We start from the raw sequence: 25,083 nt of genomic DNA, 5'->3' as shown, positions 1-25,083 counted from the left end.
AGCCGGGCGTCGAGGGCGGGGTGGTCGGTGCAGCCGTCGGCCCCGCCCACATACATCGGGTACCGGCCGCGGACCGGTGGACCGGTGGACCGAGTCGTGCGGATCCAGGAGCTGTACGCGGCCGGTCCGCACAGCGAGAGGATCCGGCAGCTGCTGCCCTGTGTGCGCGACCAGGACGGCGGGCCTTCGGCGGTCGCCACCGCGCGGCTGGTCGCGGGCCTCGCGTCGGAGCGCGAGCGCATCGACCGCATGATCGCCGACCTGGTCCGCTCCCGGGACACCCTGGACGAGGTCATCGAGGCGGCCCAGGAGCACTGAGCCGGTCCGGTCCCCCGAACGCCCCACTCACCAGGAAGCCCCCCGCGCCCCCGTGCGACGGTGACCGTACCCCTTGGGGACGATTCACGACGTACGGAGCCCGCCATGGCAGACCTCCAGGACGAACTGCACAGCACCAGCGAGCTCGACGGCCTGCCGGATCCCTTCGAGGCCGAGTCCTACGCGCAGGTCTCCGACCCGGCCGACGCCCCGCTGGAGCGCGCCCGCGCCATCCTTGCCGTCCATCCCGTCGCCGACGGCTACAGCGGACTGCCGTGGGCGCTCAGGCACCTGCCCTGGTACGACCTGGAGCTCGGCGAGGCCTCCGTCGACACGGACGTGCCACGGCTGCGCGAGGGCCACGTCGGCGTGCTGTTCTGGTCGCTGCACCTGCCGAAGGGCATCGTCGGGGACCGGGCCGTCGGCGCGACCCTGGAGCAGCTGGACCTGGTGAACACCGTCGTACGGACCCACCCCGAGGGCCTGCGCCTGGTGTGCACCGCCGGGCAGGCCACCGACGCCCACAACTGCGGCCGCATCGCCGTCCTGCTCGGCCCCGCCGGAGCCGCCGCCCTCGGCGACTCCCTCGGCATCCTGCGCGCCCTGTACGCCCTCGGCCTGCGCGTCCTCACCCTGTCCGGGGTGTCCTGGGCGAGCGAGGCGGGGCTCACCCGGTTCGGCGAGGAGGTCGTGCGCGAGATGAACCGGGTCGGCGTGCTCCCCGACCTCTCCGGCGCCTCCGCGGACACCGTCCGCCGGGTCCTCGCGGTCTCCAGGGCGCCGGCCCTGTTCACCCGCTCCGCCGCCCGCTCCCTGCGCCCCCACCCTGCCAACCTCCCCGACGACCTGCTCGCCGAGCTGGGCGCCGCCAAGGGCCTGTGCATGGTGCCGCTCACACCGGAACAGACGGGTCCGTCCGTCCGGGACGTCGCCGACCACCTCGACCATGTGCGCGAGGTGGCGGGCCCGGCCTGCGTCGGCCTGTCCGGCACCTACGACGCCGGCACCGCGCACCCCCAGGAACTCGGCGACGCCTCCTGCTATCCGCACCTCATCGCAGAGCTGCTGCACCGCGGCTGGTCCGAGCCCGACATCGCCCTGCTGACCTGGGGCAACGTCCAGCGGGTTCTGCGCAGCGGCGACTTCACCGCCCGTGCGGCCCAGCAGCGCCGGGAGCCGTCGACGGCGAAGATCGCGGAACTGGACGGGTGACCGGAGGAGGCCGCTTACGGGTTCTCGATCCGGCACAGGCAGAAGGGATGTCCGGCCGGATCGGCGTACACCTGGAAGTCCTTCTTCTCCCGGTCCTCCAGATCCAGCGGCCGCGCGCCCAGCGCCAGCACCTTCTCGTGCGCCGCGTCCATCTCCTCCCAGGTCGACCCGCCGTCGAAGTCGAGGTGGAACTGCTGCGAGTTGCGGTCCGCGCGCGGCCACTCGGGCGGGGTGAGGCCTTCCGCCCGCTGGAAGGCGAGCCGGGGCCCGCCGGGGACGTGGAGCACGACCCAGTCGGCGTCCGCCTCCTCGGGCGTACCGCCCACGACGCCCGCGTAGAAGCGGGCGAGTGCGCGCGGGTCGGGGCAGTCGAGGACGACGGAGCGGAAGCGGACCACGGACATGGTGTCCTCCTGGTTCAGCGGACGCGCGGACGCGCGGACAGATGCGAAGACAGATGCGAAGACAGATGCGAAGACGGGTGCGACGGGTGCGCAGACGGGTGCCTAGAACAGGCGCGGGGACAGGTTCAGGCGCACGGACGCGGTAGGACGGGTCAGCAGGCGCAGAGACAGAACGGGTGCCCTGCCGGATCCGCGTAAACCCGCCAGGTGCGCGAGCGGTCGTCGGAGTCCAGCGGCTTGGCGCCCAGCGCCAGCACGCCCGCCTCGGCCGCGTCCAGGTCGTCGACGGTCAGGTCCAGGTGGAACTGCTGCGAGTGGTCGGGCGCGGGCCACTCGGGCGCCACGAACCCGGAGGCGGACTGGAAGGCCAGCGACTGTCCGCCGGGCACCTTCAGATCCACCCAGTCGCCCTCGCCCTCGACGGTGCCGCCCAGCACACCGGCGTAGAAACCGGCCAGTGCGCTCGGGTCGGGACAGTCCAGGACGACGACACCCAGCTTGGCGAGAGCCATGACTTCCTCCTCGGAGTCGGTGCTGCCCATGAAGGGACTGTTACCCATAGGGCCCTGCAACCAGTAACGGTTACTGCATGCTCCCGCATTGGAGGTAACGTGGCAAGCATGAGTGAGAGATCGGCCGCGCCGGGCGGCCTGGTCCTGGTCGAGTCCCTGGTGAACACGCTGGACATCGAGTCGGGGGCCGACGCCCTCGAAACGGCGGACGGCCGCGCGCCGTTCGGGCTCACCGAGGACGAGGTCCCCGCCGCACGCGAGCTGCGCGAATCCCTGCGCGCTGTGCTGCTCGCCCACGCGGGCCACCCGCCCCACGCCAGGGTCACGCCCCTGGACGACCTGCTGGCGACGGCGCCCCTGCGCCTGACCGTCGACGCCGTCGACGGTTCGGCGGCACTGACCGCCGCCGACGTACGCCCCCTGAACTCCCGTGTCGCCGCCGCCGTCGCCGAGGCACTCGTCGCCGGCACCTGGCTGCGCCTGAAGGCCTGCGAGGCCGTCACCTGCCACTGGGCGTACTACGACCGCAGCCCGGCCGGCCGCGGGCGCTGGTGCTCGATGCAGGTGTGCGGGGCGCGCGCGAAAATGCGCCGGTACCGGGCGAAGTAGTTCACCCGCAGCGCCGGGGCCGGTGGTGCAGAATGCAACCAGACGCCGGTTCGGCCGACTGAGCCTCGGCCGAACCGGCGTCGTGTACGTCGAAAGCCCTGCCTGCCTCTAGGCGGTCGGGCGACCCATCGCCCGGTACGTCCACCCGGCGTTGCGCCACACCTGAGGGTCGAGGGCGTTGCGCCCGTCCAGGATCACCCGGTCCGCCGCGACCGCGCCGAGCTCCGCCGGGTCCAGCTCGCGGAACTCCCGCCACTCCGTCAGATGCAGTACGACGTCGGCGCCCCGGACCGCCTTCGTCGCGGTGTCCGCGTAACCGAGCGTCGGGAAGAGCCTGCGGGCGTTGTCCATGCCCTTGGGGTCGTAGACGGTCACCTGGCCGCCCTGGAGGTGGATCTGCCCGGCGACGTTCAGTGCGGGGGAGTCCCGTACGTCGTCCGAGTCGGGCTTGAAGGTTGCGCCGAGCACCGCGACACGCTTGCCCAGGAAGGACCCGCCGCCGAGCACCTGCCGCGCCAGCTCCACCATCTGCCCGCGCTGGCGCATGTTGATCGAGTCGATCTCGCGCAGGAAGGTCAGCGCCTGGTCGGCCCCCAGCTCACCGGCGCGCGCCATGAACGCCCGGATGTCCTTGGGCAGACACCCGCCGCCGAAGCCGATCCCCGCGCGCAGGAACTTCTTCCCGATCCGGTCGTCGTACCCGATCGCCTCGGCCAGCTTGGCCACGTCGCCGTTCGCGGCCTCGCACACCTCGGCCATCGCGTTGATGAAGGAGATCTTGGTGGCGAGGAAGGAGTTGGCGGCCGTCTTCACCAGCTCGGCGGTGGGGAAGTCGGTGACGACGAACGGCGTGCCCTCGGAGATCGGCGTCGCGTACACCTCGCGCAGCAGCTTCTCCGCGCGCTCGCTGCGCACACCCGCCACCAGCCGGTCCGGGTGCAGCGTGTCCTGGACGGCGAAGCCCTCGCGCAGGAACTCCGGGTTCCAGGCCAGCTCCGCGTCCGCCCCGGCCGGCGCGTGCTCGGCGAGGTAGGCGGCGAGACGGTCGGCGGAACCGACCGGCACGGTGGACTTGCCGACGACCAGGGCGGGGCCGGTGAGGTGCGGGGCGAGGGAGGCTATGGCGGCGTCGACGTACGACATGTCGGCCGCGTACTCCCCGTGCCGCTGCGGCGTGTTCACGCACACGAAGTGCACGTCACCGAAGGCCGCGACCTCGGCGAAGTCCATGGTGAACCGCAGCCGTCCGCTCGACCCCTCGATCCCGGCCACGTGCTTCTTGAGCAGCTCCTCAAGGCCGGGCTCGTACATCGGGACCTCGCCCCGCTGGAGCGTCTCGATCTTCTCCGGAACGACGTCGAGCCCCAGCACCTCGAACCCGAGCTCGGCCATGGCCGCGGCGTGCGTGGCGCCGAGGTAGCCGGTGCCGATCACGGTGATCTTGAGGCTCATGCGTGCTCCTGGGGTACATCGTGGGGGTGCGCGGGACGAGCATAGTCGTGGCGTGAAACGGGCCTGCGCCGGGCAGTTTTCCCGCTGTCGCCAAGCTCACGTATCACTCCCGTGGGCCGCCCCCTAAAATTTGAGTTACTTAACGGTAATTAGCGGCGTCACCACGGTGCGTCAGAAGCGTCCTTGGAGCGTGAGAGACCTTGGCCGGATCGGCTGACTTCGACCTGTACCGCCCGTCCGAGGAGCACGACATGCTCCGCGACGCGATCCGTTCGCTGGCCGAGGCGAAGATCGCGCCGTACGCGGCCGCGGTGGACGAGGAGGCCCGCTTCCCGCAGGAGGCCCTTCAGGCCCTGGTCGCGAACGACCTGCACGCGGTGCACGTGCCCGAGGAGTACGGCGGCGCGGGCGCGGACGCGCTGGCGACCGTGATCGTGATCGAGGAGGTGGCACGCGTGTGTGCCAGCTCCTCCCTCATCCCGGCCGTGAACAAGCTGGGCTCGCTGCCGGTGATCCTCTCCGGCTCCGAGGAGCTGAAGAAGAAGTACATGACCCCGCTCGCCAAGGGCGAGGGCATGTTCTCGTACTGCCTCTCCGAGCCGGATGCCGGCTCGGACGCGGCCGGCATGAAGACGAAGGCGGTCCGCGAAGGCGACACCTACGTCCTGAACGGCGTGAAGCGCTGGATCACCAACGCCGGCGAGTCCGAGTTCTACACGGTGATGGCCGTGACCGACCCCACCAAGCGCTCGAAGGGCATCTCGGCGTTCGTCGTCGAGAAGTCGGACGAGGGTGTCTCCTTCGGCGCCCCGGAGAAGAAGCTCGGCATCAAGGGCTCCCCGACCCGCGAGGTCTACCTCGACAACGTCCGCATCCCGGCCGACCGGATGATCGGCGAGGAGGGCACGGGCTTCGCCACGGCGATGAAGACCCTGGACCACACCCGCATCACCATCGCGGCCCAGGCCCTCGGTATCGCCCAGGGCGCGCTCGACTACGCCAAGGGCTATGTCCAGGAGCGCAAGCAGTTCGGCAAGCCGATCGCCGACTTCCAGGGCATCCAGTTCATGCTCGCCGACATGGCCATGAAGATCGAGGCCGCCCGCCAGCTGACGTACGCCGCGGCGGCGAAGTCGCAGCGCGGCGACAAGGACCTCACCTTCCAGGGCGCGGCGGCCAAGTGCTTCGCCTCGGACGTGGCGATGGAGGTCACCACGGACGCGGTCCAGCTGCTCGGCGGCTACGGCTACACCCGTGACTACCCGGTGGAGCGCATGATGCGCGACGCGAAGATCACGCAGATCTACGAGGGCACGAACCAGGTCCAGCGGATCGTGATGGCGAGGAACCTTCCGTAGGGCTTCCGTAGGGCTTTCGTAGGGCTTTCGTAGGACGCACGCGTACGTGGCTGTGGCCCGCACTCCCGGCCGGGGGTGCGGGCCGCACTCGTTCACCCGGTCGGCTCCCAGGGCCCGGCCGGCTGCGGCCGGGACCAACACGGCTGCGGCGCCGACGGGTTGTCCGGGCACGGGCGGGGACCGGGTTCTCCTCCGGGGCAGTTGACGTCCGGCCGACCGGATCGCGCCGGCGGCGATCAACGCCCGTCAGGCCTGCGCACGGTGACGACGGCCGAGCCGCCCCAGGCCGCTCTCGGCCGAATCCGCCGGATACGTTGCGGATTGTTCGCGTCCGCCCGATGGCGCCCGGCGTCGGGCAGGCGTAGGACGGAAGGGCACGGGGCCTGCCCAGGGCCCCGCCGTCTCCCAGGAGGAGCCATGACCCAGCCCGGAATGACTGCCATGACCAAGGAGATGCAGGACTGCGTCGAGGCGTGCATGGCCTGCCACAGCGTGTGCGAGGAGACCATGAGCTCCTGCATGCAGATGGGCGGTCAGGCCCAGATGCAGATCATGCGTGCGCTCATGGACTGCTCCGAGACCACCCGCATGTGCGCGGACATGATGATGCGCCGCTCGCCCATGTCGGCCGAGATGTGCGCGATGTGCGCCAAAGCATGCGACATGTGCGCCGAGGCGTGTATGTCCATGCCGGACGACCCCCAGATGATGCGCTGCGCGGAGGCGTGTCGCCGCTGCGCCGAGATGTGCCGCACGATGGCGGGCGCCACGATGTGACCACCGCCTGACCGCACGGCCGCGAACCGGCGGTCACGCGAACAGCGGCTTCAGGGCCCGTTCCAGGTCCGCCGGTTCACGGAAGAGCACGCCGTGCATGCCCAGTTCCGCTGCCGCCCGGAGGTTCTCCTCGCTGTCGTCGACGAACAGACAGCGCTCGGGGCTGATGCCCGCCAGCTCCGCCGCCAGGTGGTAGATGCGCGGGTCCGGCTTGGCGAGGCCCACGCGGGCGCTGTTGACGACGTGGTCGGCGAGATCGCTCAGGCCCAGTGAGTGCAGGTCGGACTCCAGCTCCATCGCCGCGTTCGAGACGAGGACCAGCGGCACCCGGACGCGCGCGCGGCGCAGCAGCCCCACGACCTCGTCGTCCGCGTGGAAGGGCGATTCGAGGAGCGCCAGAGCCAGTTCGTACGCCGTCTGCGGCTCGGCCACCAGCCCGGCGAGGCCCTGGGCGATCGCCTGTGCCCACTCCTGCGAGGTGATCTCGCCCAGCACCAGCGGCGAGACCGCGTCCGGCGCGAACGCCACCTTCTTGGTGGTGCCCTCGGCGATCCCCGCGGCGCGCTCCAGCGCCTCCAGACGGGAGGAGTCGAAGGACCGGATCACATTGTCGACGTCACACAGAACCGCCCCGAAGGGCGGTCTGCCGTTGCTGCTGTCAGTCACCCGAGACCGTGACCTTCTGGTCGTTGTTCAGTTCGTTCACCAGCGTCTTGACCTTCGCCTTGTCCCAGACGAGGTTGCCGCCGGTGGACCCGGAGATCGGCATGTTCATGGAGGTGCCGTCGCCGCCGCTGACGCCCTTCATCGCCCAGAACATGGACGCAAGGTCCCACAGGCTCATGTCCTTGTCGACGGTCAGGGAGTCCAGGCCCGCGCTCATCGTCGGGTACAGCTTGAAGGGGTTCAGCACCGTCGAGGGGGTCGCCACCTGGTGGGCCAGCGCGGAGAGGAACTTCTGCTGGTTCTTGGTGCGCTGCAGGTCGCTCGCCGCGAAGGCGTGCCGGGTACGGACGAAGGCGAGGGCCTGCTCGCCGTTCAGCGTCTGCTTGCCCGACTTGAAGTCGGCGCCCGAGTACTTGTCCTTGAAGCCCTTGTCGATGTCGATGTCGACACCGCCGACCGCGTCCACGATGTTCGCGAAGCCGGCGAACCCGATCTCCACGTAGTGGTCGATGTGCAGGCCCATGTTGTACTCGACCGACCGCACCAGCAGCGTCGGCCCGTCCTCCGCGTAGGCCGCGTTCAGCTTCGTCTGCCGGCCCGTGCCCTGGTAGGTCTTGCCGGACGTGGATCCCTTGTACGTGGGGATCGTCACGTTCGAGTCGCGGGGCAGTGAGATCAGGGTGTCGCCGCTGTCGCCGACGTGCAGGATCATCATCGAGTCGGTCCGCTTGCCCTCCGCGGAACCGGTGTGCAGCTGCTTCTTCTGGTCGGAGGACAGCCCGGCACGGCTGTCGGAGCCGACGATCAGGTAGTTCGTGCCGTCGCCCGCCTCGGGCCGGTCCAGGACCGTGGACAGGTCGACGTCGCGGTGCAGCTTGCCGTCGGCCCAGAAGTAGGTGGCGACCGACGTCACGACCAGCGCCGTCACCAGCGTGATCGCCGTCCACTTGATGCGGCGCCGCCAGTTCGGCCGCGGCCGTGCCCCGCCCGGCCCACCGGGACCGCCCGGACCCTGGCCGCCCGGCGAGCCGTAGACCTGACCGGTGTTGTAGCCGTCGCCGTAACCGTCGGCCGGGGTGTCGTCGCCGTAGCCGCCGTGCCCCTGGCCGTTGACGTACGACGGCTGCTGGGGCACCCCGCCGTACGGCGGCGCGGAGGGGCCGGGGTCCCCGTACCCGCCCGAGGAGGGCCGGCGGACCTGCCGCATCGCGCGGGCGCCCTCAGGGCGTGCGTTCGCGCTGCCGCGTCCGTACCGGTTGCGGTTGTCGTCGGACCATGCCTCGGGCCAATCGTTCATGGGCCCCAGTGTGCAGGGAGCGGCCAGGTCGTTTACAAGGGTCGTCGGAAAATCAGGTCACGGCTGTTGCGAACCCAACACAAAGTCCGCAGATGTCGCCTCCGCATAAGGTGGAGGCCATGACAGACCAGGCCCCCGCCGCGGAACCGGATACTGCGGATATCCCGGGCAAGCCCACCTCGGCCTCCCGGACCACGCTCAGCCACATCATGACCCACAACGACACGAATCTTCTGGGCACGGTGCACGGCGGCGTGATCATGAAGCTGGTGGACGACGCGGCCGGTGCGGTCGCCGGCCGGCACAGCGGCGGCCCCGCCGTGACGGCCTCCATGGACGAGATGGCGTTCTTGGAGCCGGTCCGTGTGGGCGACCTCGTCCATGTGAAGGCCCAGGTCAACTGGACCGGGCGTACCTCCATGGAGGTCGGCGTCCGGGTCCTTGCCGAGCGCTGGAACGAGTCCGCGCCGCCCACCCAGGTCGGCTCCGCGTACCTGGTCTTCGCGGCCGTGGACGCCGACGGCAAGCCGCGCCGAGTGCCGCCGGTGCTGCCGGAGACGGAGAAGGACCGGCGCCGCTGCCAGGAGGCCCAGATCCGCCGCACCCACCGGCTGGCCCGGCGGCGGGCGATCATGGAGCTGCGGGAGAAACGGGCCGCCGAGGGCCTCGATGACTGACCGGGACCGTGACAGTCCGGGACGGTGACAGACCGGGCTGTTACGAACACACCACCTGGTCGCCGGTCACCACTCCGGCCTCGCCCAGATACGCGTCCTCCGCCCGCACCTTGCGCACCTGCCTGAAGTCGGCGCCCACGATCACCTTCAACGTCGGCCCGAGCCCCTTCACCGGCCGCAGCTCGCTGCCCGGCAGCGCGGCGGCCAGTGACTTCGCGGACCGGTCCCACCCGGGGTCGTAGGCGACGACCGTCCGCTTCAGCGTGCGGTCGGCCGCCATCGCCGGGGCCCGGGTCGTCCGGAAGCCGGCCCCCGCCAGCGCCGTGTCCACGCGCCCCCCGAGTCCGTCGGCGGGCGTGCCGTTCTCGACCTGCACGCGGATCTGCTGCGGAGACACGTCGACCAGCACCGCCGCGGGCCGCGACGCGTGCACGGCCAGGGGCTTGTCGTCGCGCAGGGAGCGGAAGAGGCTGCCGGACTTGGCGGTGTCCCATTTCAGCGTCTCGCCGAGGCCCTTCACGACGTATCCCATCTTTCCGATGGGCACGGTCGTGAACTCGGACGACGAGGGGGAGAAGTTGCGCATGGCCCGGCCGAGGTCGAGCAGCTCGTCCGTGCCGAAGCCCTTGTCCGCGCGCACCGACCCCAGCACGGCCCGTGTCACGTCCCTGAACTTCATCGGGTTGAGCAGGATCCCGGACGACGTGGTCCGCTCGACGAGCGCGGCCAGGAAGCGCTGCTGGCGCTTCATGCGGTTGAGGTCGGAGGCCCCGTCGACATGCCGGGCACGGACGTACTGCAGGGCCTGTCCGCCGGTGAGGGTGTGCGTCCCGGCGGGGAGGTCGAGGCCGGTGTACGTGTCCTTCAGAGGGGTGGCCGTGCAGATCTGCACGCCCCCGAGCACGTCCACGGTCCGCATGAAGCTGGTGAAGTCGACCTCCAGATAGTGGTCGATCTTCACATGGGTCATGTCCTCGACGGTCCGGACGGTGAGGTTCGGGCCGCCCTCCGCGTAGGCCGCGTTGAGCTTGACGGGGTGGCCCGCGATCCGCTTCCCGGTCCTGTCGTCGACGCGTTCGGGCGTCATGGCGTACGAGTCGCGCGGCAGGCTCACCACGCTCGCCCGCTCCCGGTCCGCCGAGATGTGCACGATCATCATCGTGTCGGTGCAGTGGCAGGGGGCGCCGCCCAGGTGGTAGCGGCTCCGTTCCTGCGCGCTGATCCGGTCGCGGCCGTCCGTGCCGACCAGCAGGACGTTCATCCCGTGACCGGCCGCCGGGCGGTTCTTCATGTCCTTGAAGGGGTCGACGCGGGCGATGCCCGCGTCGAGGCTGGTGACCACCGCGTGCCCGATCCCGGCGGAGGCGAGGACGACGACGGACAGGGTCGTCGCCGCGCGCATGGCCCAGCGCGGCTTCTTCCGTCGCGAGGGGGGCCGGGGCCCGGGCGGATCCGGGGTGTGGGCGGGCTGGGGGCGGCGCTGCGGACGGGCGGGCGCGGCGGACCGAGGCTGCGTGGGCAAGGGGGACACCTCCGGGCGACGGCCGTACGTGGGATCGTGAGCACCGTAGGCCCATACGATCTGTGGCCCGGGCCACCGCCCCGGCGGGGCGCAGAGGTGTCCCCCGTTCGCGGTAACGTAACGGGCGATGAACGCCAACCCCGACGTGCAGCTCCCCGCCGTTTCTGTGATCATGCCCGTCCTCAACGAGGAGCGGCATCTGCGCGGAGCAGTCCAAGCGATCCTCGCGCAGGAGTACGCCGGCGAGATGGAGGTCGTGATCGCCCTCGGTCCCTCCACGGACCGCACGGACGAGATCGCCGCCGAGCTCGTCCGCGACGATGCGCGCGTCCACACCGTCCCGAACCCGACCGGTCGTACGCCGGCCGCCCTGAACGCCGCGATCAAGGCCTCGCGCCACCCGATCGTCGTCCGCGTCGACGGGCACGGCATGCTCTCGCCGAACTACATCACCACCGCCGTACGGCTCCTGGAGGAGACCGGCGCGCAGAACGTCGGCGGCATCATGCACGCCGAGGGCGAGAACGACTGGGAGCACGCGGTCGCCGCCGCCATGACCTCGAAGATCGGGGTCGGCAACGCCGTCTTCCACACGGGCGGCGGCGCGTGCGAGGCCGAGACCGTCTACCTCGGGGTCTTCCGGCGCGAGGCACTGGAGCAACAGGGCGGGTACAACGAGGAGTTCATCCGGGCCCAGGACTGGGAGCTGAACTTCCGGATCCGGGAGGCCGGCGGGCTGATCTGGTTCTCGCCGGAGCTGAAGGTGTCGTACCGCCCGCGGCCGAGCGTGAAGGCGCTCGCCAAGCAGTACAAGGACTACGGCCGCTGGCGGCACGTCGTCGCCCGCTACCACGAGGGCTCCATCAACCTGCGCTACCTCGCGCCGCCGACGGCCGTCCTGGCGATCGCGGCGGGCCTCGTGACCGGCGCGGCCCTGACGCCCTGGGGGTTCGTGATCCCCGGCGGCTACCTCGCCGCGATAGCTCTCGGCTCCGTCCCCGCGGGCAAGGGGCTGCCGCTGAAGGCACGGCTGCAGATCCCCGTGGCCCTCGCCACCATGCACATGACGTGGGGCTGGGGCTTCCTGACCAGCCCCAGGGCGCTGGCGAAGAAGGTCATCGCGTCCCGGCGGCCCGCGGTGCTCGCCTCCAACTGAGCACCGGGGGACGCCTGTTGACGCCTGTCGACCCGGACTACCAGGTGTAGTTCGGGTTGACGTGCATGCACTGCTTCTCGTCCGAGCCGTTGATGACCTGTGCGGAGGACGGTGTCCGGTCGTCGTCCTCCGTCGTCGTGTACGTCGTCCCCGAGCGCCAGTCGGCGCCGACGACCAGCGTCACCCCGGAGACGTCCGTCGACTTCTTGACCGAGGACGTCGGGATGCCGAGCGACTTCGCCACCCGCTGGGCGTCGCCCTCCAGGTCGGCGCTCGGATAGCGGATCACCGTCTTCTCCTCGCTGAGAACCGTTGAGGAGTCCGGCACCGCCTCGGTGAAGCCCTTGCCGACGAGCAGCTGGGCGACGCCGCTCGCCCGCCCGGAAGCCGCGAGCCGGGTGCCGGATCTGGTGCCGTTCAGTACGCGTACGGCGATCCTGTCGTCCGCGGCGGCCGGGTCCGGGGACGTCGTCGCCGCGGTGGACTTCTTCTTGCCCTTGCCGTCCAGCGAGATGTCCTCGCGGACCAGCCGGAACAGCTTGTCCGCGTCGCCCGGCCTGGGCACGACCCGGCCGCTGCTCGTCGAGGAGTACTGCCAGGGCATCGTCGTCATGGTGATGCGCTGCGTGGGGACCTTCTTGAGCTCCTTGCTCAGGTCGTACAGCTTCGCCACGGTGCCGAGGCCGTCGTCGACGGTCAGCGCGTTGGTGGCCGTCTCGGCGAGCTTGCGGAGCTTGCCCGGGTTGCCGAGGGTGGTGTTCTCGCGCAGCTGGCGCACCATGGCGTTCATGTACTGGTGCTGGGCCTTGGCGCGGGCTATGTCGGTGTTGTCCTCGAAGCCGTAGCGTGTGCGCAGCCACTGCAGGGCTTTGACGCCCTTCACGTACGTGGTGCCCTTCTCCAGCTTCAGGCCCGAGCCGTGGCCGTCGGAGGACTTGGAGTAGATGTTGGCATCGACGCAGACCGGTACGCCGCCGATGGCGCCCGCCATGGACACCACGCCCGAGAAGTCGATCATCATGAAGTGATCGATGTGGATGTCGGTCAGCTTCTCCCACGTCGCGACCGTGCAGCCGGGGCCGCCGCGGCCCAGGGAGTCGTTGGTGATCGTCGAGGTCAGTGCCCCGTAGACCTTGCCCGTGTCGGGGTCCGTGCACCTGGGGATGTCGACCAGGGTGTCCCGGGGCATGCTCACGACCGACATGTTGGTGCGGTCCGCCGAGAGGTGCAGCAGCATCTGGACGTCGGCGCGCGGGGCGGTGTTGAAGGTGCTCTTGGCGCCGCCGAGCTTCTGGTTCTGCTCGGAGTCCCGTGCGTCGGAGCCGATCAGCAGGATGTTCAGCGGCTTCTGCCCGGCCGCGTTGGCCTTCGATTCGGCCGCCCTGTCCTTGGCGTCGCCGAGGTTGAGGTCGTCCTTCCTGATGTTGCCGTTGAGGTGCTGGTAGTAGAGATATCCGGCCCCCGCCGTGCCGAGTATCACCACCGCCAGAACGATCGCCGACCAGCGCAGAACGCGCCGTCTGCGGCGCCTGCGGTCAGCGTCCGGGCCCTTCCTGCGCCGCCCGTCGCCGTGCCCGTCGTGTCCGCTGTGCCCGTCGTGTCCGTCGTGCTCGGTCGTCGCGTCCTGGTCCTGCGGTGTGAGGGACATCGTGTCCTCGACCGCGGGAACCTCTTTGCGCACACTGCTTCGCGCCAACTGCCTGCCTCCCACCCCTGCGCCCGGCGACGGATTTGTCGCGCGTCCGGTCAGACGCACGACGCCCCCAGAGGGTTACCTGCCGGTGCACCGCCTTCGTCGGCCACGGACCCTCGTCCGCCGCCGGCTGTCGAACCTCTCGGTCACCCGTCCCCCCGGACGGGGCGAGCGAGAGGGCGCGCCGCCCTCGGGTCCCCAGCCCCTCGGACGTGAGCGCGCCTCATCATTGTGCAGCCGGATGGGAGTTGGCTGTGGGTGTCCCGGGCCCCTTGGGTGGGGGAGGACCCGCGGCGGCAGGGATCAGCCGCAGTGGACGTTGTAGTCGATCTGGATGTAGCTCGAGTTGCCCGCGGAACCGCCGTAGTCGATGCACGAACCCTTGGCGTACACGTAGACGGGGCCCGCGTAGTACTGGAAGTGGCCCGCGTCCATCTCGGTGGACTTCCACACGACGTCGGTCCGGTGGATCCGCAGTCGGGCGTCCAGATACATCGCCGTGCCCGGGGTGTCACTGACGGTGACGACGCAGTTGTAGCCGGTCGAGCCGTTGTAGGTGATGTAGGCCTTGCCGTCGCCGACATCCTTGGAGCCGATCACGCTGTAGCCGGACCCGCAGCCGCCGTTGTAGGAGGCGGCCGACGCGGTGCCGGTGGCGGCGACAGTCGCGGCGGCGGTCAGGCCGAGGACGGCCACCGCTGAACCAAGTCGTTTGCTTCTGAACATGGCTGAGATCCCATCAGGTCGGTTGCAGAACCGAGCGTGATCATTACGTGGAGGCGGCGGGCGCGCAACTCATTACGTTCTGCCGGGTGTTACCGGTGTCACCGCACACCTCGTGAAAGAACTTGACACTTTTGGATCAGTAGTGATCAACTGTCCCCGACTATGAAGTACCTGTGGGCTTATTGGTCAATTGCCCACAGGAATGGGGGATTTGGGGGACCGTTGTCCGGTACGGGGGAGAGCTCTGCGCTGTTGCGGCGCAAGCGGTTGCTGGGTGGCCTGGCCGGTGGATCCGTACTGCTCGCCGCCACCGCGCTGTGGACCTCGGCGTATGTGAAGTCGCCCGCCCAGGCCGCTGCCGACGCGCGACCGCCCGCTGCCGACGTGCTCACCGCCCCGGTCGAGCGGCGCGTGCTCTCCGACACGGTCGTCACCCGTGGCACCGTCTCCGCGTCGCAGACCGTGGACATCGCTGCCTCCGGCACCGCCGCCGAGGGGGGCCTCAAGCCCGTGGTCACCAAGGTGATGGTGCACTCCGGGCAGACCTTCCCGGCCGGACGCGTCCTCGTCGAGGTCTCCGGCCGCCCCCTCTTCGCACTGCGCGGCAGCCTGCCCGTCTACCGTGACCTCAAGCCCGGCGCGCACGGAGACGACATCCGGCAACTCCAGCGCGCTCTACGCGAGTTGGGCCACCCCACGGGATCCGACCGGCCCGGCACCTTCGGACCCGGCACCAAGCACGCGGTCACCGCGCTCTACGAGGCGATCGGCTACGAACCCGTCACCACGGACGGCACGGCGGCCGACGCCGCCCGGGCCGACGTCAAGCGGGCCCGGCGCGAACTCGACCGTCTGACCGGCAAGGGCGCGGGCGCCGAGGACATCCGCTTCGCCCGCTCCGACCTGGCCGATGCCAGGTCCGCACTGGCGAAGGCCGAATCGGTCTCCGGGCCGATGGTGCCCGCTTCCGAGGTCGTCTTCCTCTCGGGCTTCCCGGCCCGCGTCGAGAGCCTGGGGGCCAAGGTCGGTGCCGAGGCGGGCGAGAAGCTCGCCACCGTCTCCGCCGGCGAACTGGTGGTCAAGGGCTCGCTCAGCCTGCAGGACAAGGGCCTGGTCCACCCCGGTCAGAGGGTCCGCGTCTACTCCGAGGTCACCGGTGACGAACTCACCGGCACGGTGGCCAGGGTCGCGGACGCGCCCACCACCTCCGACGCCGACGGACAGGACGATGGTCAGGGCGCCGCGGGCTACCCGGTCACGGTCACGCCCGGCTCGCCGCTGCCGACCCGGCTGGCCGGACAGGACGTACGGCTGACCGTCGAGGCCGCCTCCTCCGGTCACCAGGTCCTCGTCGTCCCCGTCTCGGCGATCTCGGCCGGCGCCGACTCCCGCACCACCGTCACCGTCCTCGACCGCTCGGGCGCCCGCCGCCGTGTCGAGGTGCGCACCGGTACCTCCGGCGACGGCTACACGGCCGTGACCCCGGCCGGCGGCGCCCGTCTGTCGTCCGGTGACAAAGTCGTGATCGGTGTGGCGCAGGGCTCCGGGGCCGCCCGGTGACCACCTCCGCAGACCCAGTCGTGGACTTTCGCGGAGTCGGTCTCACCTACCCCGGACCGCCGCCCGTACCGGCCCTGAGACCCAGTGACGTGACGATCCGCCAGGGCGAGTACGTCACCGTCGTCGGCCCCTCCGGCTCCGGCAAGTCGACCTTCCTCAACATCGCCGGGCTGCTGGACGCGCCGACCAGCGGACGGTACTTCCTCGACGGCGTGAACACCGGGGCGCTCAGCGACGCGGACCGCACCGCACTGCGCGGCCGGCGTATCGGCTTCGTCTTCCAGAGCTTTCATCTGCTGCCGCACCGGTCGGCCACCGAGAACGTGATGCTGGCCATGGTCTACAACACCGGTCCGCGCACGGATCGCCGTACGCGGGCCCGCGAGGCGCTCGCCCGGGTGGGCCTGGCACATCGCGCCGACGCGCTGCCGACGAGGCTCTCCGGCGGCGAGAGACAGCGCGTCGCCATCGCCCGCGCCCTGGTCACCCGCCCCTCGCTGCTGCTGTGCGACGAGCCGACCGGCAACCTCGACACGGCCACCGCCGAGTCGGTCCTCGGGCTGCTGGACGATCTGCACCACGACGGCATGACCCTCGTCGTGATCACGCACGATCCCGGTGTCGCCGCGCGCGGTCAGCGCACCGTGACGATCAGGGACGGCGTGCTCACCGAACGGGCGGTGGCATGAGAACCCCGACCGTTCGCCCCCGTCCGAAGGGCTCGGGGCGGTCCGCCGCGGAGCCGGGGAGCGCCGTCGCGGACACGGCCGTACCCGGCGCGGAGCCCGCTCGGTCCCGGCGGGGTGCGGCCCGGCGCCTGCTGCGGTGGCGTCGGCCCGCGGTCGTACCGCCCGTCGAGAGGTCCCGGCTCAGTGCCCGGGACGTGCTCGGCGAGGCCATGGCGGGAATCCTGCAGCGGCCGGCGCGTTCCGTGCTGACCGCGCTGGGGACCGTGCTCGGCGTCGGCACCTTCGTCGCCGTCCTGGGTCTCACGGCCACCGCCTCGTCGCAGATCGACTCGCGCTTCAACGCGTTGTCCGCGACGGAGGTCACCGTCGAGGACACCGGCGGCGACCAGCCCGACCTGCTGCCCAACGCCTTCCCCGCCGACGCCGACCGACGCGTCGAGGCACTGCACGGTGTTCGGCACGCGGGGGTGTACTGGCCCGTCCGGCTGCGGGCCGACGAACTCGTCGCGGCCGTTCCTCCCGGTTCGGCCGCGGAACCGGCTGCAGGTGAGCGGACCCAGGTGATCGCCGCCTCCCCGGGAGTCCTCGCGGCGGCGGACCCGCATCTGGCGCAGGGGCGGGTCTTCGACGCCTTCCACGAACGGCGCGGCGAGAGCGTCGCCGTGATCGGCTCCGGGCTTGCCGCGCGCCTCGGGATCACCACCCTTGAGACCCAGCCTGCCGTGTTCGTCGGCGGCCGTCCCTTCACCGTCATCGGCATCGTCGACGACGTGCGGCGCAAGGCGGACCTGCTGCTGTCCGTCGTCGTCCCCCGCACCACGGCCGAGCGGATCTGGGGTGGCCCGGACAGCGGCCGGCGGGCCGGGATGCTCATCTCGACCGACCTGGGTGCCGCACGGCAGATCGCCGACGAGGTGCCCCTCGCGCTCGATCCCGCGCACCCCGGCCTGTTCCGGGCCGTGCCACCTCCCGACCCGAGGGCACTGCGCGGCGATGTCACCTCCGACCTCGACCAGCTCTTCATGCTGCTGGCCGGCATCTGCCTGGTGATCGGCGCCGTCGGGATCGCCAACACCACGCTGGTCGCGGTCCTGGAACGCACCGGTGAGATCGGGCTACGCCGTGCCCTGGGCGCCCGCGGCCGGCACATCATGGCGCAGTTCCTGGCCGAGTCGGGCGCGCTGGGCGCGCTGGGCGGCCTGGTGGGCACCAGCCTCGGCACGGTGACGGTGGTCGTCATGGCCGTCGTGCGCGACTGGACCCCTGTGATGGCCCCGCTGACGGTGGTCGCCGCGCCCGTCATAGGCCTGACGACCGGACTCGTCGCCGGCCTGTATCCCGCTTGGCGCGCGAGCCGCGTCCAGCCGGCGGAAGCGCTCCGCCGGTGACCGGCCGGGCCGGGGGCCGCCCGCGCCATTCCGAAGACGTTGTGGGCTCAAGGGGAAGAGCAATGCGAAAGAAGACGACCGCTGTTCTGTTCGCCGCCGCGGTGCTGCTGACGGGGTGCTCCGGCGCGGGTGACGACGACGGGGCGCGGGCGTCCGCCGCCCCGGACAGTTCCATCGCCCCCAAGTCCTCCAGCCTGACGGCGGATCTGGCGCTGCCGGTCGAGAGCTACGTGTTCTCGGAGTCCGACATGGGCCTGCTCACCCACGCGATGAACGACCTGGCCCGCGACTGCATGAAGGCCAAGGGCTTCGACTACCGCCCTGACGAGACCGACACCCCCGACATCGGCGTCGTGGACCGCAGATACGGCATCGCCAACTCCTACACGGCGGCCACCTACGGCTACCACTTCCCGACGCCCAGGACCGGCCGGGCCAACGTCCAGGCGCTGGGCGAGGCCGGCCGTATCGCGCTGAGCGGCAAGCCCCGTGCCGACGGGCGGCTGGACCCCGACGGCGGGTGCGTCGGCGAGGCCAAGCGACGGCTGGCCGGGGACAAGGGCACGTTCGGCCCGGACGAGATTGCGCGCCGGATCAACATGGACAGCTACGTCCGCAGCGAGAAGGACCCACGGGTGCTGGCCGCCTTCCGCGGCTGGTCCTCGTGCATGGCGGCCAGGGGCTACCGCTACGGCTCGCCCATGGACGCGATCGACGACCCGAGGTTCGGCAAGCCCACGACCGAATCCACAGAGATTTCGACGGCCCGCGCGGACGTCGAATGCAAGAAGAAGACCGGACTCGTCCGCACCTGGTTCGACGTGGAGTCCGCGATGCAGCAGTCGGAGATCGACAAGAACGCCGAGTCGCTCGCCCGGATCAAGCGGCACAAGGAGGACCAGCTCAAGCGTGCCGCCGCCGAGATCGGTGAGTCCCGGTGAGTTCCGGTGACCGCACCGCTGCGTCACACCCCCCGTTCACCCATCAGAAGGGAATCCCACCTCATGCGTCTTCGTAGCTCCGCCGTCGCCGCCGCGATGGCCGCCGCCGGCACCTTCGGCATGCTGGTCACCGCCGCGCCCGCCCAGGCCGACACCATCCCGGACAACCTGTGCGGCGGTGTCATCGATGTCGACTACTGCCTCTGGTACAACTCGAACCAGAAGGGCGGCTGGACGGCCACCTACGAGAACATCCCCAACTGGGTCAACTGGAACTTCTCCGACGGCGGCCAGGGCACGTCCGGCGTGAACACCCCGGTGAAGAACAACGCCGCGTCCTACGCCAACAGCCGCACCGACAAGACCGGTGTGTCGTACTTCAACTCCAACTACGGCGGTGCCTCGGACGTGGCCCCGCCGCGTGACCTGGGCAACCTCGTCAACACGTACAACAACAACGCGTCCTTCCGCTGGCGCTGACGCGGACCCACGCACCACGCATCACCCGCCCGGCGCCCCGTCCACGACGGGACGGGGCCCCGGGTTCATCTGTCATGCCCATGAAAGGAATTGCACTATGCGTTTCAACCTGAGGAACTCCGCGCGTGCGGGTGTGGTCGTCGGCGCTCTCGGCCTGTCGCTGATCGCCGCCACCGGTGGCGCCCAGGCCTACACCTACGACGGGTCCGACCCGTCCTCCTCGGGGTGCGCCAGCGGTGCCACCACGGTGCAGTCCGCCGTCGTGAAGAACTCGCACACCACCTTCGGCACCATCGAGATGCGCTACAGCACCGCGTGTCACACCGCCTGGGCGAGATTCACCCTCAACTACACCCAGTCGGCGTGCGGCAACGCGTCCGCCGGCTACGACTGCGCCCACGCCTACGTCGTGCGCAACAACGACGGCCGTACCTACAGCTGCACCATCGGCCAGGGCCAGACGCAGTGCTACACGCCCATGGTCTACGACAAGGGCCTGACCTCCTTCGCGGAGGGCACCGTCGACACGGCCGCCGGCGAGGCCGACACCCGCACCGCGGCCTACTGAGCCGGCCCGGCCCCAGACCTCATTCCCTTCCGGACAAGGACAACGTCATGAACCTCCGCAGGAACATCGTCGCCGCAGCCGTGACGCTTCCGGTCGTGCTGGGCTCCCTCATCGCCACGACCGCGCCGGCTTCGGCGTACGCCTCGGACAACTGCCTGGACAGCTCGCTGTGCGTCGTCTTCGACTTCAACAGTGACCTTGAGGGGGCGTCGGCCCACTTCGAGCGCGACAACGTCTCGAACCTGGCCGGCTACACCTTCGACGAGTACTCCGGGGACGCAGGCTACGGCCAGCCGGTGAAGAACAACGCCGCCTCGCTGGACAACGTGTCGCCCAACTCGTACGTCAGCATCTACTTCAACAGTGGCTACGGCGGCTCCTGCGACTCGGTGCCGCCGTCGAAGCTGGTCTTCCGTCTGCACAACACGTACAACAACGACGCCTCCTTCAAGTTCACCCACGACACCCGCTGCTACCAGTTCTGACAACACCGGACGTGCGGTGCGGTGACCACCACCGCGCCGCACGTCACCGTGGAGGCTCCCGGTGATCAACTCTCTTCCGGCGCCGTTGCGCGGCGCTGCCGTCGCGGTCCTGGCCGCAGCGGCGCTGACGGCCTGCGGCGGCTCCTCGTCCCCGCCCGCCGGTCACGCCGCCTCGGCGCCCGCCACCTCGCCGCGCCCCTCGGCAGGCGATGTGCCCGTGCTGTCCGGCGACTACAGCGGGCAACTGCCCATCGCCGCCTACAGCCTGACCCCCGACCAGAGCGAACTCATCCAGTCCGCGGAGCAGAAGCTCGAACAGAAGTGTCTGGCGCGCTACGGCATCTCCTACCCCTTCACCCGGCAGCCGCAGACGCGCACCGCGGACCGGCGGTACGGGCTGTCGAGTCCCAAGGAGGCCTCGGCGTACGGCTATCACCTCCCGCCGAGCCCCGCCGTCTCGGCGCCGCCGATACCGCCGGGGATGCTGACGGTTCTCATGGGCGAGCGCGGCAAGAACACCGGCAGCGAGGTGACCTACCACGGCAAGGCCGTCCCGAGGGGCGGGTGCCGGGCCGAGGCGGTCGAGCGCGTCGAGGGCGAATACGCCCGGCCGAACATCTCGGCCGCGGCCGGCGCGATCGCCAACGGCAGCTATGCGCAGTCGATGCGGCAACCCGCCGTCCTGGCCGTCTTCCGTCGCTGGTCGAGCTGCATGGCGGCAAGCGGCCTTCGCTATGCGTCCCCCATGGACCCGCTCGATGTTCCGGAGTTCACCAAGGGTCACCCAGGAGCCCGCGAGGTGCCCACCGCGGTGGCGGATGTGGAGTGCAAGCGGAAGACGAGGCTTCTGCCCGTCTGGTTCGGCGCCGAATCGCGGATCCAGACGGCGATGATCGGCAAGCAGGCGGCGGCGCTGTCGGAACTGCAGCGGATCCACCGAGCCCAGGTCACCGAGGCGAAGGCCGTCCTCGGTGGGGGCGCCTCCCGATGAACTGCGCGTCGCCCCGCCGATCAGCAGATCGACGAGGCGACACCGCAGGACCTCATCCGCCGGCTGCGTCCCTCCGGTACGGGCCCCAGGACGTGCTGTCAGGTGCCGGCCGTCGGCCGGTCACCACTGGTAGGGCTTGTACACGTCCATGCACGGCGTGGAGTCCGACCCGTTGATGGCGTCGGAACCGCTGGGCAGGTCGCCGGCCTTCGGCTTGGACGCCTTCGGGTAGTGAGTGCCCGTGCGCCAGTCGGAGCCGACGACGACGGTCACCCCCGAGACGTCGGTCGACCTCTTCACCGCGCTCATCGGAATGCCGAGCGCCTTCGCCACGGCCTGCGCGTCGCCCTGCAGGTCCGCGCTCGGGTACCGCACGACCGTGCTCTCCTCCGACCCCGATCCGGAGGTGTCGAGCGCCGCCCTGCTGAACCCTGCCTGCACGAGCGCCTGGCTGATCGTCCCGGCCCGCCCGTCGACCGCGGTCTCCGTGGAGGTCCGGGTGGCGTTGCGCACCAGCACGCCCAGCCGACTCGGGTCCGTGGAGGGCGACTTGGTCGCCGCGGCCTGGCTGCCGACCTGCCGTGCGTCGGACCGCTTGCCGTTCTTGTCGAGCGGCACGTCGTCACGGAGCATCTGCCAGATCCGGTCGGCGCCGGCCGCCGGCACCACGTGCTCGCCGTTCTGCGGGTCCTCGACGTTGGGCATGGTCATCGACGTGAGGCGGTTCGTGGGCACCGACTTCATCTCCATGGCCAGGTCGTACAGCTTCTTGACCGAGCCGATCTCCTCGGAGACCTTCAGGGACTTGGTGGCCGCCTCCGCCAGGTCCATCAGCCGGCCGGAGTCGGTGAAGACGTTCTGGCCCTTCAGCGTGCGGATCATCGAGTTCAGATACATGTGCTGGGCGCGAGCCCGCATCAGGTCACTGCCCCAGGCGTGCCGTGTGCGCAGCCACTGCAGGGCCTGCACATCGTCGACCTTGTGCGTCCCGGCCTTCAACTTCAGCCCGGAGCCGCCGCGTTGGGCCGCCGTCGAGCGGTCCCAGACGTTCTGCTTCACACAGACGTCCACGCCGCCGACGGCGTGCGCCATCCGCACCACACCCGCGAAGTCGACCATCATCCAGTGGTCGATGTAGACGCCGGTGAGGTCCTGCCAGGTGTTCAGCGTGCAACCGGCCCCGCCCCGGGCCAGGGTGGTGTTGATGATGTCGTCGGTCGCCGGGTAGACCTTGCCGGTGTCCGGGTCCTTGCACGTCGGGATGTGGACACGGGTGTCCCGGGGGATGCTCACCATGGCGGCGCTCTTGCGGTCCGCGGACAGGTGGATGAGCATCTGCACATCGGCCAGCGGAGGCGCGCCGACACTCTCCCGGTGTCCGCCGAGCTTCAGGTTCTCCGCCGAGTTACGGCTGTCGGAGCCGATCAGCAGGATGTTCAGAGGCGTCTGGCCGGCCGCGTTCGGACCGGTCCTCGTCGCCTTGGAGTCGCCGCTGCTGCGCTGCCCCTTCTGGATGTTGCCGTTCAGGTGCTGGTAGTAGAGATATCCGGCGCCGGCCGTGCCGAGTATCAGCACCGCCAGCGTCGTCGCCGACCATCTGAGCACGCGGTGCTTGCGTTTCGGCCGACGTCTGCCGTGCCGGCTGCCGCTCCCCTCGGCGGACGGCTCACCCGCGTCGAACAGGCTGCCCTTCCGGCTCTTTCCCTCTCCGCGTCGAACACCGGGAAGCGTCCCCTCCCCCCGCACACTGCTCTCCGTCATCTCCCGTCCTCCCCACCCATGCCATGAACAGGCCTGCCGTGCGTCCTGTTAGACGCACGGCAGGCCTGTGTGGTCACCTCAGATGTTCAATTGGCGCACATTTTCGTTCAGCTCGCGCAGTTGACCTTGTCCGCCGTGGACCTGGCGACGGGCGGCGCCTTCGACGAGGCGTTGAGCGGCTCGCCGGCCTCCTGGAAGTCCTTGCCCAGCGTCAGGGTCATAGCGGGCAGGCCCTGGGAGTTGGTCACGCTCTTGCCCGGCTTCAACGCGGATCCGGACAAACCCATGATGGCGGCCAGTTTGCGGGCCTGGGCCGCCTGGTCGGGCGCATACTCCAGGGTCGTCTTCGACAGTGCCGCATCCGCGTTGCCCGCGTTCTCGGACTTGGACACGCCCTCGTCGTTCTGCAGCCAGGCCAGGGTCTCCTGGGCCGAGCCGGGCGCGGCGCCGCCGTTGAGGATCCGTACCCGGACCTCGGAGGCGGCCGACTTGCTGCCCTTGAGACGGGCGGCGACGGCGGCCTTCTCCTTCTTCTCCTTCGCCTTGACCGCGGTGAAGGAGACGTCGTTCTTGATCGCGTCGAAGACCTCGGGCGCCGCGTTCGGGTCGACGATCACGGTCTTGTGGACGACGCCGTCCGCAGGGTTGTCCCGCACCGGCACCGTCATGAAGCTGATGTTCTTCGTCGGGACCTTCTTCATCTCCAGGGCGATGTCCTTCAGCGTGCTGACCTTGCCGATGCCGGTGTCCACCGTGAGCGCCTTGGTGGCGGCCTCGGCCAGCTTGTACAGCTTGGTCGGGCTGGTCAGCGTGTCGCTGGAGGACATCTTCCGCATCAGCGAGGCCATGAACTGCTGCTGCACCTTGATGCGGTCCAGGTCACCGGCGTTGCCCCAGCTGTGCCGGGTGCGGACGAACGCCAGTGCCTGCTCGCCCTCCACCTTGGACGGGCCGGCGGGCAGCTTCAGGTGCGACTCCTTGTCGCTCACCGCGTGGGCGAGACACACCGGCACGCCGTCGACCGCGGTCGTCAGCGTCTTCACCGCGTTGAAGTCGACCATCATGAAGTGGTCGGGCTCGATGCCGGTGACCGCCTTCACCGTGCGCATGGTGCAACCGGGGTCCCGGCCGTCCTGGCCCAGACTGGTGTTGAAGCGGACGTCCTCCGAGCCCGCGATGACCTTCTCGCTGCCGTCGGACTGCTTCGTCTGACAGTCCGGGACATCCACGATCAGGTCACGCGGAATGCTCAGTGCGGTCGCGTTCGTACGGTCCTTCGAGACGTGCAGCAGGATGTTGGTGTCGGCGTGACCGACGCTGCCCGAGTCGCCGTAGCCCTCGTTGCCCTTACCGGTGCGCTTGTCGGTGCCGATGATCAGGATGTTGAAGGCCTCGTCCTTGCTGAAGCCGCTCTTGCCCGCACTGCCGACGTCCGTCGTGGAGACGTTGCCTTCCAGGTGCCTGAGGTAGAGGTAGCCGGCCGTGCCGACGGCGACCAGCACCAGCGCCATCGAACCGCCGGTCCACATCAGGGCCTTCTTGGCCTTCGACTTCTTCTGCACCGGCCGGCGCCCGCGCCGCCCCGGCAGTGGCTCCTCGGGCGTCGCGCGGCGCCGCCGTTGCGGCGGTACCTCGCGGCCCGGGGTCTGCGGCTTCGCTGTACGGCTGCGCGCCCCGCCGCCCGCGCCACGAGGGGCGGATCTGCGAGGCCCGGGAACCGTCGATTGCGGAGCGGAAGGAGTCAGTCGCAGTTCGTATTCGCCGGTGTTCGGATTGAGCACCCACTGGTCTGCGGGATCGACGTTGTCCGCCCGCCCTCGGCTTTGCGCGTCCACGGTTGT

25 protein-coding genes are annotated in these 25,083 nt (G+C 70.2%); 15 read left to right on the top strand and 10 right to left on the bottom strand.

All coding sequences use genetic code 11. The annotated features are described in order from the left end of the window. Positions 1-27 precede the first annotated feature (27 nt). Both OG870_RS18855 and OG870_RS18850 read left to right on the top strand, forming a co-directional pair. Positions 28-318: a MerR family transcriptional regulator gene (locus OG870_RS18855; protein WP_443063434.1), complete on the top strand. Its 291-nt coding sequence runs from the start codon at positions 28-30 to the stop codon at positions 316-318. A gap of 105 nt (positions 319-423) precedes the next feature. Beyond that, the gene (locus OG870_RS18850) at positions 424-1,530 is read left to right on the top strand and encodes a dipeptidase (protein ID WP_266515594.1); all 1,107 of its coding nucleotides are present in this window, start codon (positions 424-426) and stop codon (positions 1,528-1,530) included. A 14-nt stretch (positions 1,531-1,544) separates the two neighbouring features. On the opposite strand, the gene OG870_RS18845 is transcribed toward OG870_RS18850, so the two are convergent. Beyond that, on the bottom strand, positions 1,545-1,934 hold the full coding sequence (locus OG870_RS18845) for a VOC family protein (RefSeq protein WP_266584035.1): 390 nt from the start codon (positions 1,932-1,934) through the stop codon (positions 1,545-1,547). A gap of 152 nt (positions 1,935-2,086) precedes the next feature. Further along, positions 2,087-2,446, bottom strand: a complete 360-nt coding sequence (locus OG870_RS18840) for a VOC family protein (RefSeq protein ID WP_266520338.1) — start codon at positions 2,444-2,446, stop codon at positions 2,087-2,089. 108 nt (positions 2,447-2,554) lie between these two features. Here OG870_RS18840 and OG870_RS18835 point away from each other — a divergent pair, with 108 nt between their 5' ends. After that, complete coding sequence (locus tag OG870_RS18835) at positions 2,555-3,055, top strand: CGNR zinc finger domain-containing protein (RefSeq protein WP_266515588.1); 501 nt, start codon at positions 2,555-2,557, stop codon at positions 3,053-3,055. Between the two features lie 108 nt (positions 3,056-3,163). On the opposite strand, the gene OG870_RS18830 is transcribed toward OG870_RS18835, so the two are convergent. Then, positions 3,164-4,507: a UDP-glucose dehydrogenase family protein gene (locus OG870_RS18830; RefSeq protein WP_266515585.1), complete on the bottom strand. Its 1,344-nt coding sequence runs from the start codon at positions 4,505-4,507 to the stop codon at positions 3,164-3,166. A 200-nt stretch (positions 4,508-4,707) separates the two neighbouring features. On the opposite strand from OG870_RS18830, the gene OG870_RS18825 reads away from it, so the two are divergent. Beyond that, positions 4,708-5,865: an acyl-CoA dehydrogenase gene (locus OG870_RS18825; protein ID WP_266515583.1), complete on the top strand. Its 1,158-nt coding sequence runs from the start codon at positions 4,708-4,710 to the stop codon at positions 5,863-5,865. 417 nt (positions 5,866-6,282) lie between these two features. After that, positions 6,283-6,642 (top strand): four-helix bundle copper-binding protein, encoded by a 360-nt coding sequence (locus OG870_RS18820; RefSeq protein WP_266515581.1) that lies wholly within the window; start codon positions 6,283-6,285, stop codon positions 6,640-6,642. 33 nt (positions 6,643-6,675) lie between these two features. On the opposite strand, the gene OG870_RS18815 is transcribed toward OG870_RS18820, so the two are convergent. Both OG870_RS18815 and OG870_RS18810 read right to left on the bottom strand, forming a co-directional pair. Then, the gene (locus OG870_RS18815) at positions 6,676-7,308 is read right to left on the bottom strand and encodes an HAD family hydrolase (RefSeq protein WP_266515579.1); all 633 of its coding nucleotides are present in this window, start codon (positions 7,306-7,308) and stop codon (positions 6,676-6,678) included. Then, positions 7,301-8,605, bottom strand: coding sequence for an LCP family protein (locus OG870_RS18810; RefSeq protein ID WP_266584039.1), 1,305 nt, complete (start codon positions 8,603-8,605; stop codon positions 7,301-7,303). The genes OG870_RS18815 and OG870_RS18810 overlap by 8 nt, the downstream gene beginning before the upstream one ends. A gap of 119 nt (positions 8,606-8,724) precedes the next feature. On the opposite strand from OG870_RS18810, the gene OG870_RS18805 reads away from it, so the two are divergent. Further along, entirely contained in the window at positions 8,725-9,282 is a 558-nt protein-coding gene (locus tag OG870_RS18805) for an acyl-CoA thioesterase (RefSeq protein WP_266515573.1), read from the top strand. Between the two features lie 40 nt (positions 9,283-9,322). Here OG870_RS18805 and OG870_RS18800 read toward each other — a convergent pair whose 3' ends face one another. Then, positions 9,323-10,804 carry an LCP family protein gene (locus OG870_RS18800; protein ID WP_443044433.1) on the bottom strand — a complete coding sequence of 494 codons (1,482 nt, stop codon included), beginning with the start codon at positions 10,802-10,804 and terminating at the stop codon, positions 9,323-9,325. A gap of 127 nt (positions 10,805-10,931) precedes the next feature. Here OG870_RS18800 and OG870_RS18795 point away from each other — a divergent pair, with 127 nt between their 5' ends. Next, the gene (locus OG870_RS18795; RefSeq protein ID WP_266840089.1) at positions 10,932-11,960 is read left to right on the top strand and encodes a glycosyltransferase family 2 protein; all 1,029 of its coding nucleotides are present in this window, start codon (positions 10,932-10,934) and stop codon (positions 11,958-11,960) included. A gap of 37 nt (positions 11,961-11,997) precedes the next feature. Here OG870_RS18795 and OG870_RS18790 read toward each other — a convergent pair whose 3' ends face one another. Next, positions 11,998-13,608 carry an LCP family protein gene (locus OG870_RS18790; protein ID WP_443063464.1) on the bottom strand — a complete coding sequence of 537 codons (1,611 nt, stop codon included), beginning with the start codon at positions 13,606-13,608 and terminating at the stop codon, positions 11,998-12,000. Between the two features lie 348 nt (positions 13,609-13,956). After that, positions 13,957-14,379, bottom strand: coding sequence for a spore-associated protein A (locus OG870_RS18785; protein ID WP_327691166.1), 423 nt, complete (start codon positions 14,377-14,379; stop codon positions 13,957-13,959). Positions 14,380-14,601: 222 nt separating this feature from the next. On the opposite strand from OG870_RS18785, the gene OG870_RS18780 reads away from it, so the two are divergent. The 8 genes from OG870_RS18780 (at position 14,602) to OG870_RS18745 (ending at position 21,481) form a co-directional block, all read left to right on the top strand. Beyond that, positions 14,602-15,939: a peptidoglycan-binding protein gene (locus OG870_RS18780; RefSeq protein WP_266840093.1), complete on the top strand. Its 1,338-nt coding sequence runs from the start codon at positions 14,602-14,604 to the stop codon at positions 15,937-15,939. Beyond that, positions 15,936-16,628 carry an ABC transporter ATP-binding protein gene (locus OG870_RS18775; RefSeq protein ID WP_266515554.1) on the top strand — a complete coding sequence of 231 codons (693 nt, stop codon included), beginning with the start codon at positions 15,936-15,938 and terminating at the stop codon, positions 16,626-16,628. Before OG870_RS18780 ends, OG870_RS18775 begins: the two co-directional genes overlap by 4 nt. Before the next feature lie 209 nt (positions 16,629-16,837). After that, positions 16,838-18,016 (top strand): ABC transporter permease, encoded by a 1,179-nt coding sequence (locus tag OG870_RS18770; protein ID WP_266842169.1) that lies wholly within the window; start codon positions 16,838-16,840, stop codon positions 18,014-18,016. Positions 18,017-18,078: 62 nt separating this feature from the next. Next, the gene (locus tag OG870_RS18765; protein WP_327691165.1) at positions 18,079-18,957 is read left to right on the top strand and encodes a hypothetical protein; all 879 of its coding nucleotides are present in this window, start codon (positions 18,079-18,081) and stop codon (positions 18,955-18,957) included. A 63-nt stretch (positions 18,958-19,020) separates the two neighbouring features. Then, positions 19,021-19,437 (top strand): peptidase M23, encoded by a 417-nt coding sequence (locus OG870_RS18760; RefSeq protein WP_266515549.1) that lies wholly within the window; start codon positions 19,021-19,023, stop codon positions 19,435-19,437. Between the two features lie 97 nt (positions 19,438-19,534). Then, a complete protein-coding gene (locus OG870_RS18755) occupies positions 19,535-20,005 on the top strand; it encodes a DUF2690 domain-containing protein (protein WP_266840098.1) in 471 nt (156 codons plus the stop codon). Between the two features lie 47 nt (positions 20,006-20,052). Then, positions 20,053-20,490 carry a hypothetical protein gene (locus OG870_RS18750; RefSeq protein WP_266840100.1) on the top strand — a complete coding sequence of 146 codons (438 nt, stop codon included), beginning with the start codon at positions 20,053-20,055 and terminating at the stop codon, positions 20,488-20,490. A gap of 61 nt (positions 20,491-20,551) precedes the next feature. Beyond that, on the top strand, positions 20,552-21,481 hold the full coding sequence (locus OG870_RS18745; RefSeq protein ID WP_266924570.1) for a hypothetical protein: 930 nt from the start codon (positions 20,552-20,554) through the stop codon (positions 21,479-21,481). A 120-nt stretch (positions 21,482-21,601) separates the two neighbouring features. Here OG870_RS18745 and OG870_RS18740 read toward each other — a convergent pair whose 3' ends face one another. Together OG870_RS18740 and OG870_RS18735 are read right to left on the bottom strand one after the other, a co-directional pair. Beyond that, positions 21,602-23,242, bottom strand: a complete 1,641-nt coding sequence (locus OG870_RS18740; protein WP_266840104.1) for an LCP family protein — start codon at positions 23,240-23,242, stop codon at positions 21,602-21,604. A 107-nt stretch (positions 23,243-23,349) separates the two neighbouring features. Continuing rightward, positions 23,350-25,077, bottom strand: a complete 1,728-nt coding sequence (locus OG870_RS18735) for an LCP family protein (protein ID WP_266840106.1) — start codon at positions 25,075-25,077, stop codon at positions 23,350-23,352. Positions 25,078-25,083 lie beyond the last annotated feature (6 nt).

Origin of the sequence: Streptomyces sp. NBC_00461, from assembly GCF_036013935.1 — a bacterium.
Lineage (GTDB): Bacteria > Actinomycetota > Actinomycetes > Streptomycetales > Streptomycetaceae > Streptomyces.
Note: the sequence above shows the minus strand (reverse complement) of the source record. Positions and strands in the feature narration are given on the sequence as shown.

Excerpts from the sequence above, each read along its gene's own strand:
- OG870_RS18755 (WP_266840098.1), top strand. The coding sequence starts at position 19,535 with ATGCGTTTCAACCTGAGGAACTCCGCGCGTGCGGGTGTGGTCGTCGGC.
- OG870_RS18770 (WP_266842169.1), top strand. The coding sequence starts at position 16,838 with ATGGCGGGAATCCTGCAGCGGCCGGCGCGTTCCGTGCTGACCGCGCTG.
- OG870_RS18750 (WP_266840100.1), top strand. The coding sequence starts at position 20,053 with ATGAACCTCCGCAGGAACATCGTCGCCGCAGCCGTGACGCTTCCGGTC.
- OG870_RS18740 (WP_266840104.1), bottom strand. The coding sequence starts at position 23,242 with ATGACGGAGAGCAGTGTGCGGGGGGAGGGGACGCTTCCCGGTGTTCGA.
- OG870_RS18805 (WP_266515573.1), top strand. The coding sequence starts at position 8,725 with ATGACAGACCAGGCCCCCGCCGCGGAACCGGATACTGCGGATATCCCG.
- OG870_RS18760 (WP_266515549.1), top strand. The coding sequence starts at position 19,021 with ATGCGTCTTCGTAGCTCCGCCGTCGCCGCCGCGATGGCCGCCGCCGGC.
- OG870_RS18830 (WP_266515585.1), bottom strand. The coding sequence starts at position 4,507 with ATGAGCCTCAAGATCACCGTGATCGGCACCGGCTACCTCGGCGCCACG.
- OG870_RS18810 (WP_266584039.1), bottom strand. The coding sequence starts at position 8,605 with ATGAACGATTGGCCCGAGGCATGGTCCGACGACAACCGCAACCGGTAC.
- OG870_RS18790 (WP_443063464.1), bottom strand. The coding sequence starts at position 13,608 with ATGTCCCTCACACCGCAGGACCAGGACGCGACGACCGAGCACGACGGA.
- OG870_RS18795 (WP_266840089.1), top strand. The coding sequence starts at position 10,932 with ATGAACGCCAACCCCGACGTGCAGCTCCCCGCCGTTTCTGTGATCATG.
- OG870_RS18785 (WP_327691166.1), bottom strand. The coding sequence starts at position 14,379 with ATGTTCAGAAGCAAACGACTTGGTTCAGCGGTGGCCGTCCTCGGCCTG.
- OG870_RS18765 (WP_327691165.1), top strand. The coding sequence starts at position 18,079 with ATGCGAAAGAAGACGACCGCTGTTCTGTTCGCCGCCGCGGTGCTGCTG.
- OG870_RS18840 (WP_266520338.1), bottom strand. The coding sequence starts at position 2,446 with ATGGCTCTCGCCAAGCTGGGTGTCGTCGTCCTGGACTGTCCCGACCCG.
- OG870_RS18820 (WP_266515581.1), top strand. The coding sequence starts at position 6,283 with ATGACCCAGCCCGGAATGACTGCCATGACCAAGGAGATGCAGGACTGC.
- OG870_RS18835 (WP_266515588.1), top strand. The coding sequence starts at position 2,555 with ATGAGTGAGAGATCGGCCGCGCCGGGCGGCCTGGTCCTGGTCGAGTCC.
- OG870_RS18850 (WP_266515594.1), top strand. The coding sequence starts at position 424 with ATGGCAGACCTCCAGGACGAACTGCACAGCACCAGCGAGCTCGACGGC.
- OG870_RS18845 (WP_266584035.1), bottom strand. The coding sequence starts at position 1,934 with ATGTCCGTGGTCCGCTTCCGCTCCGTCGTCCTCGACTGCCCCGACCCG.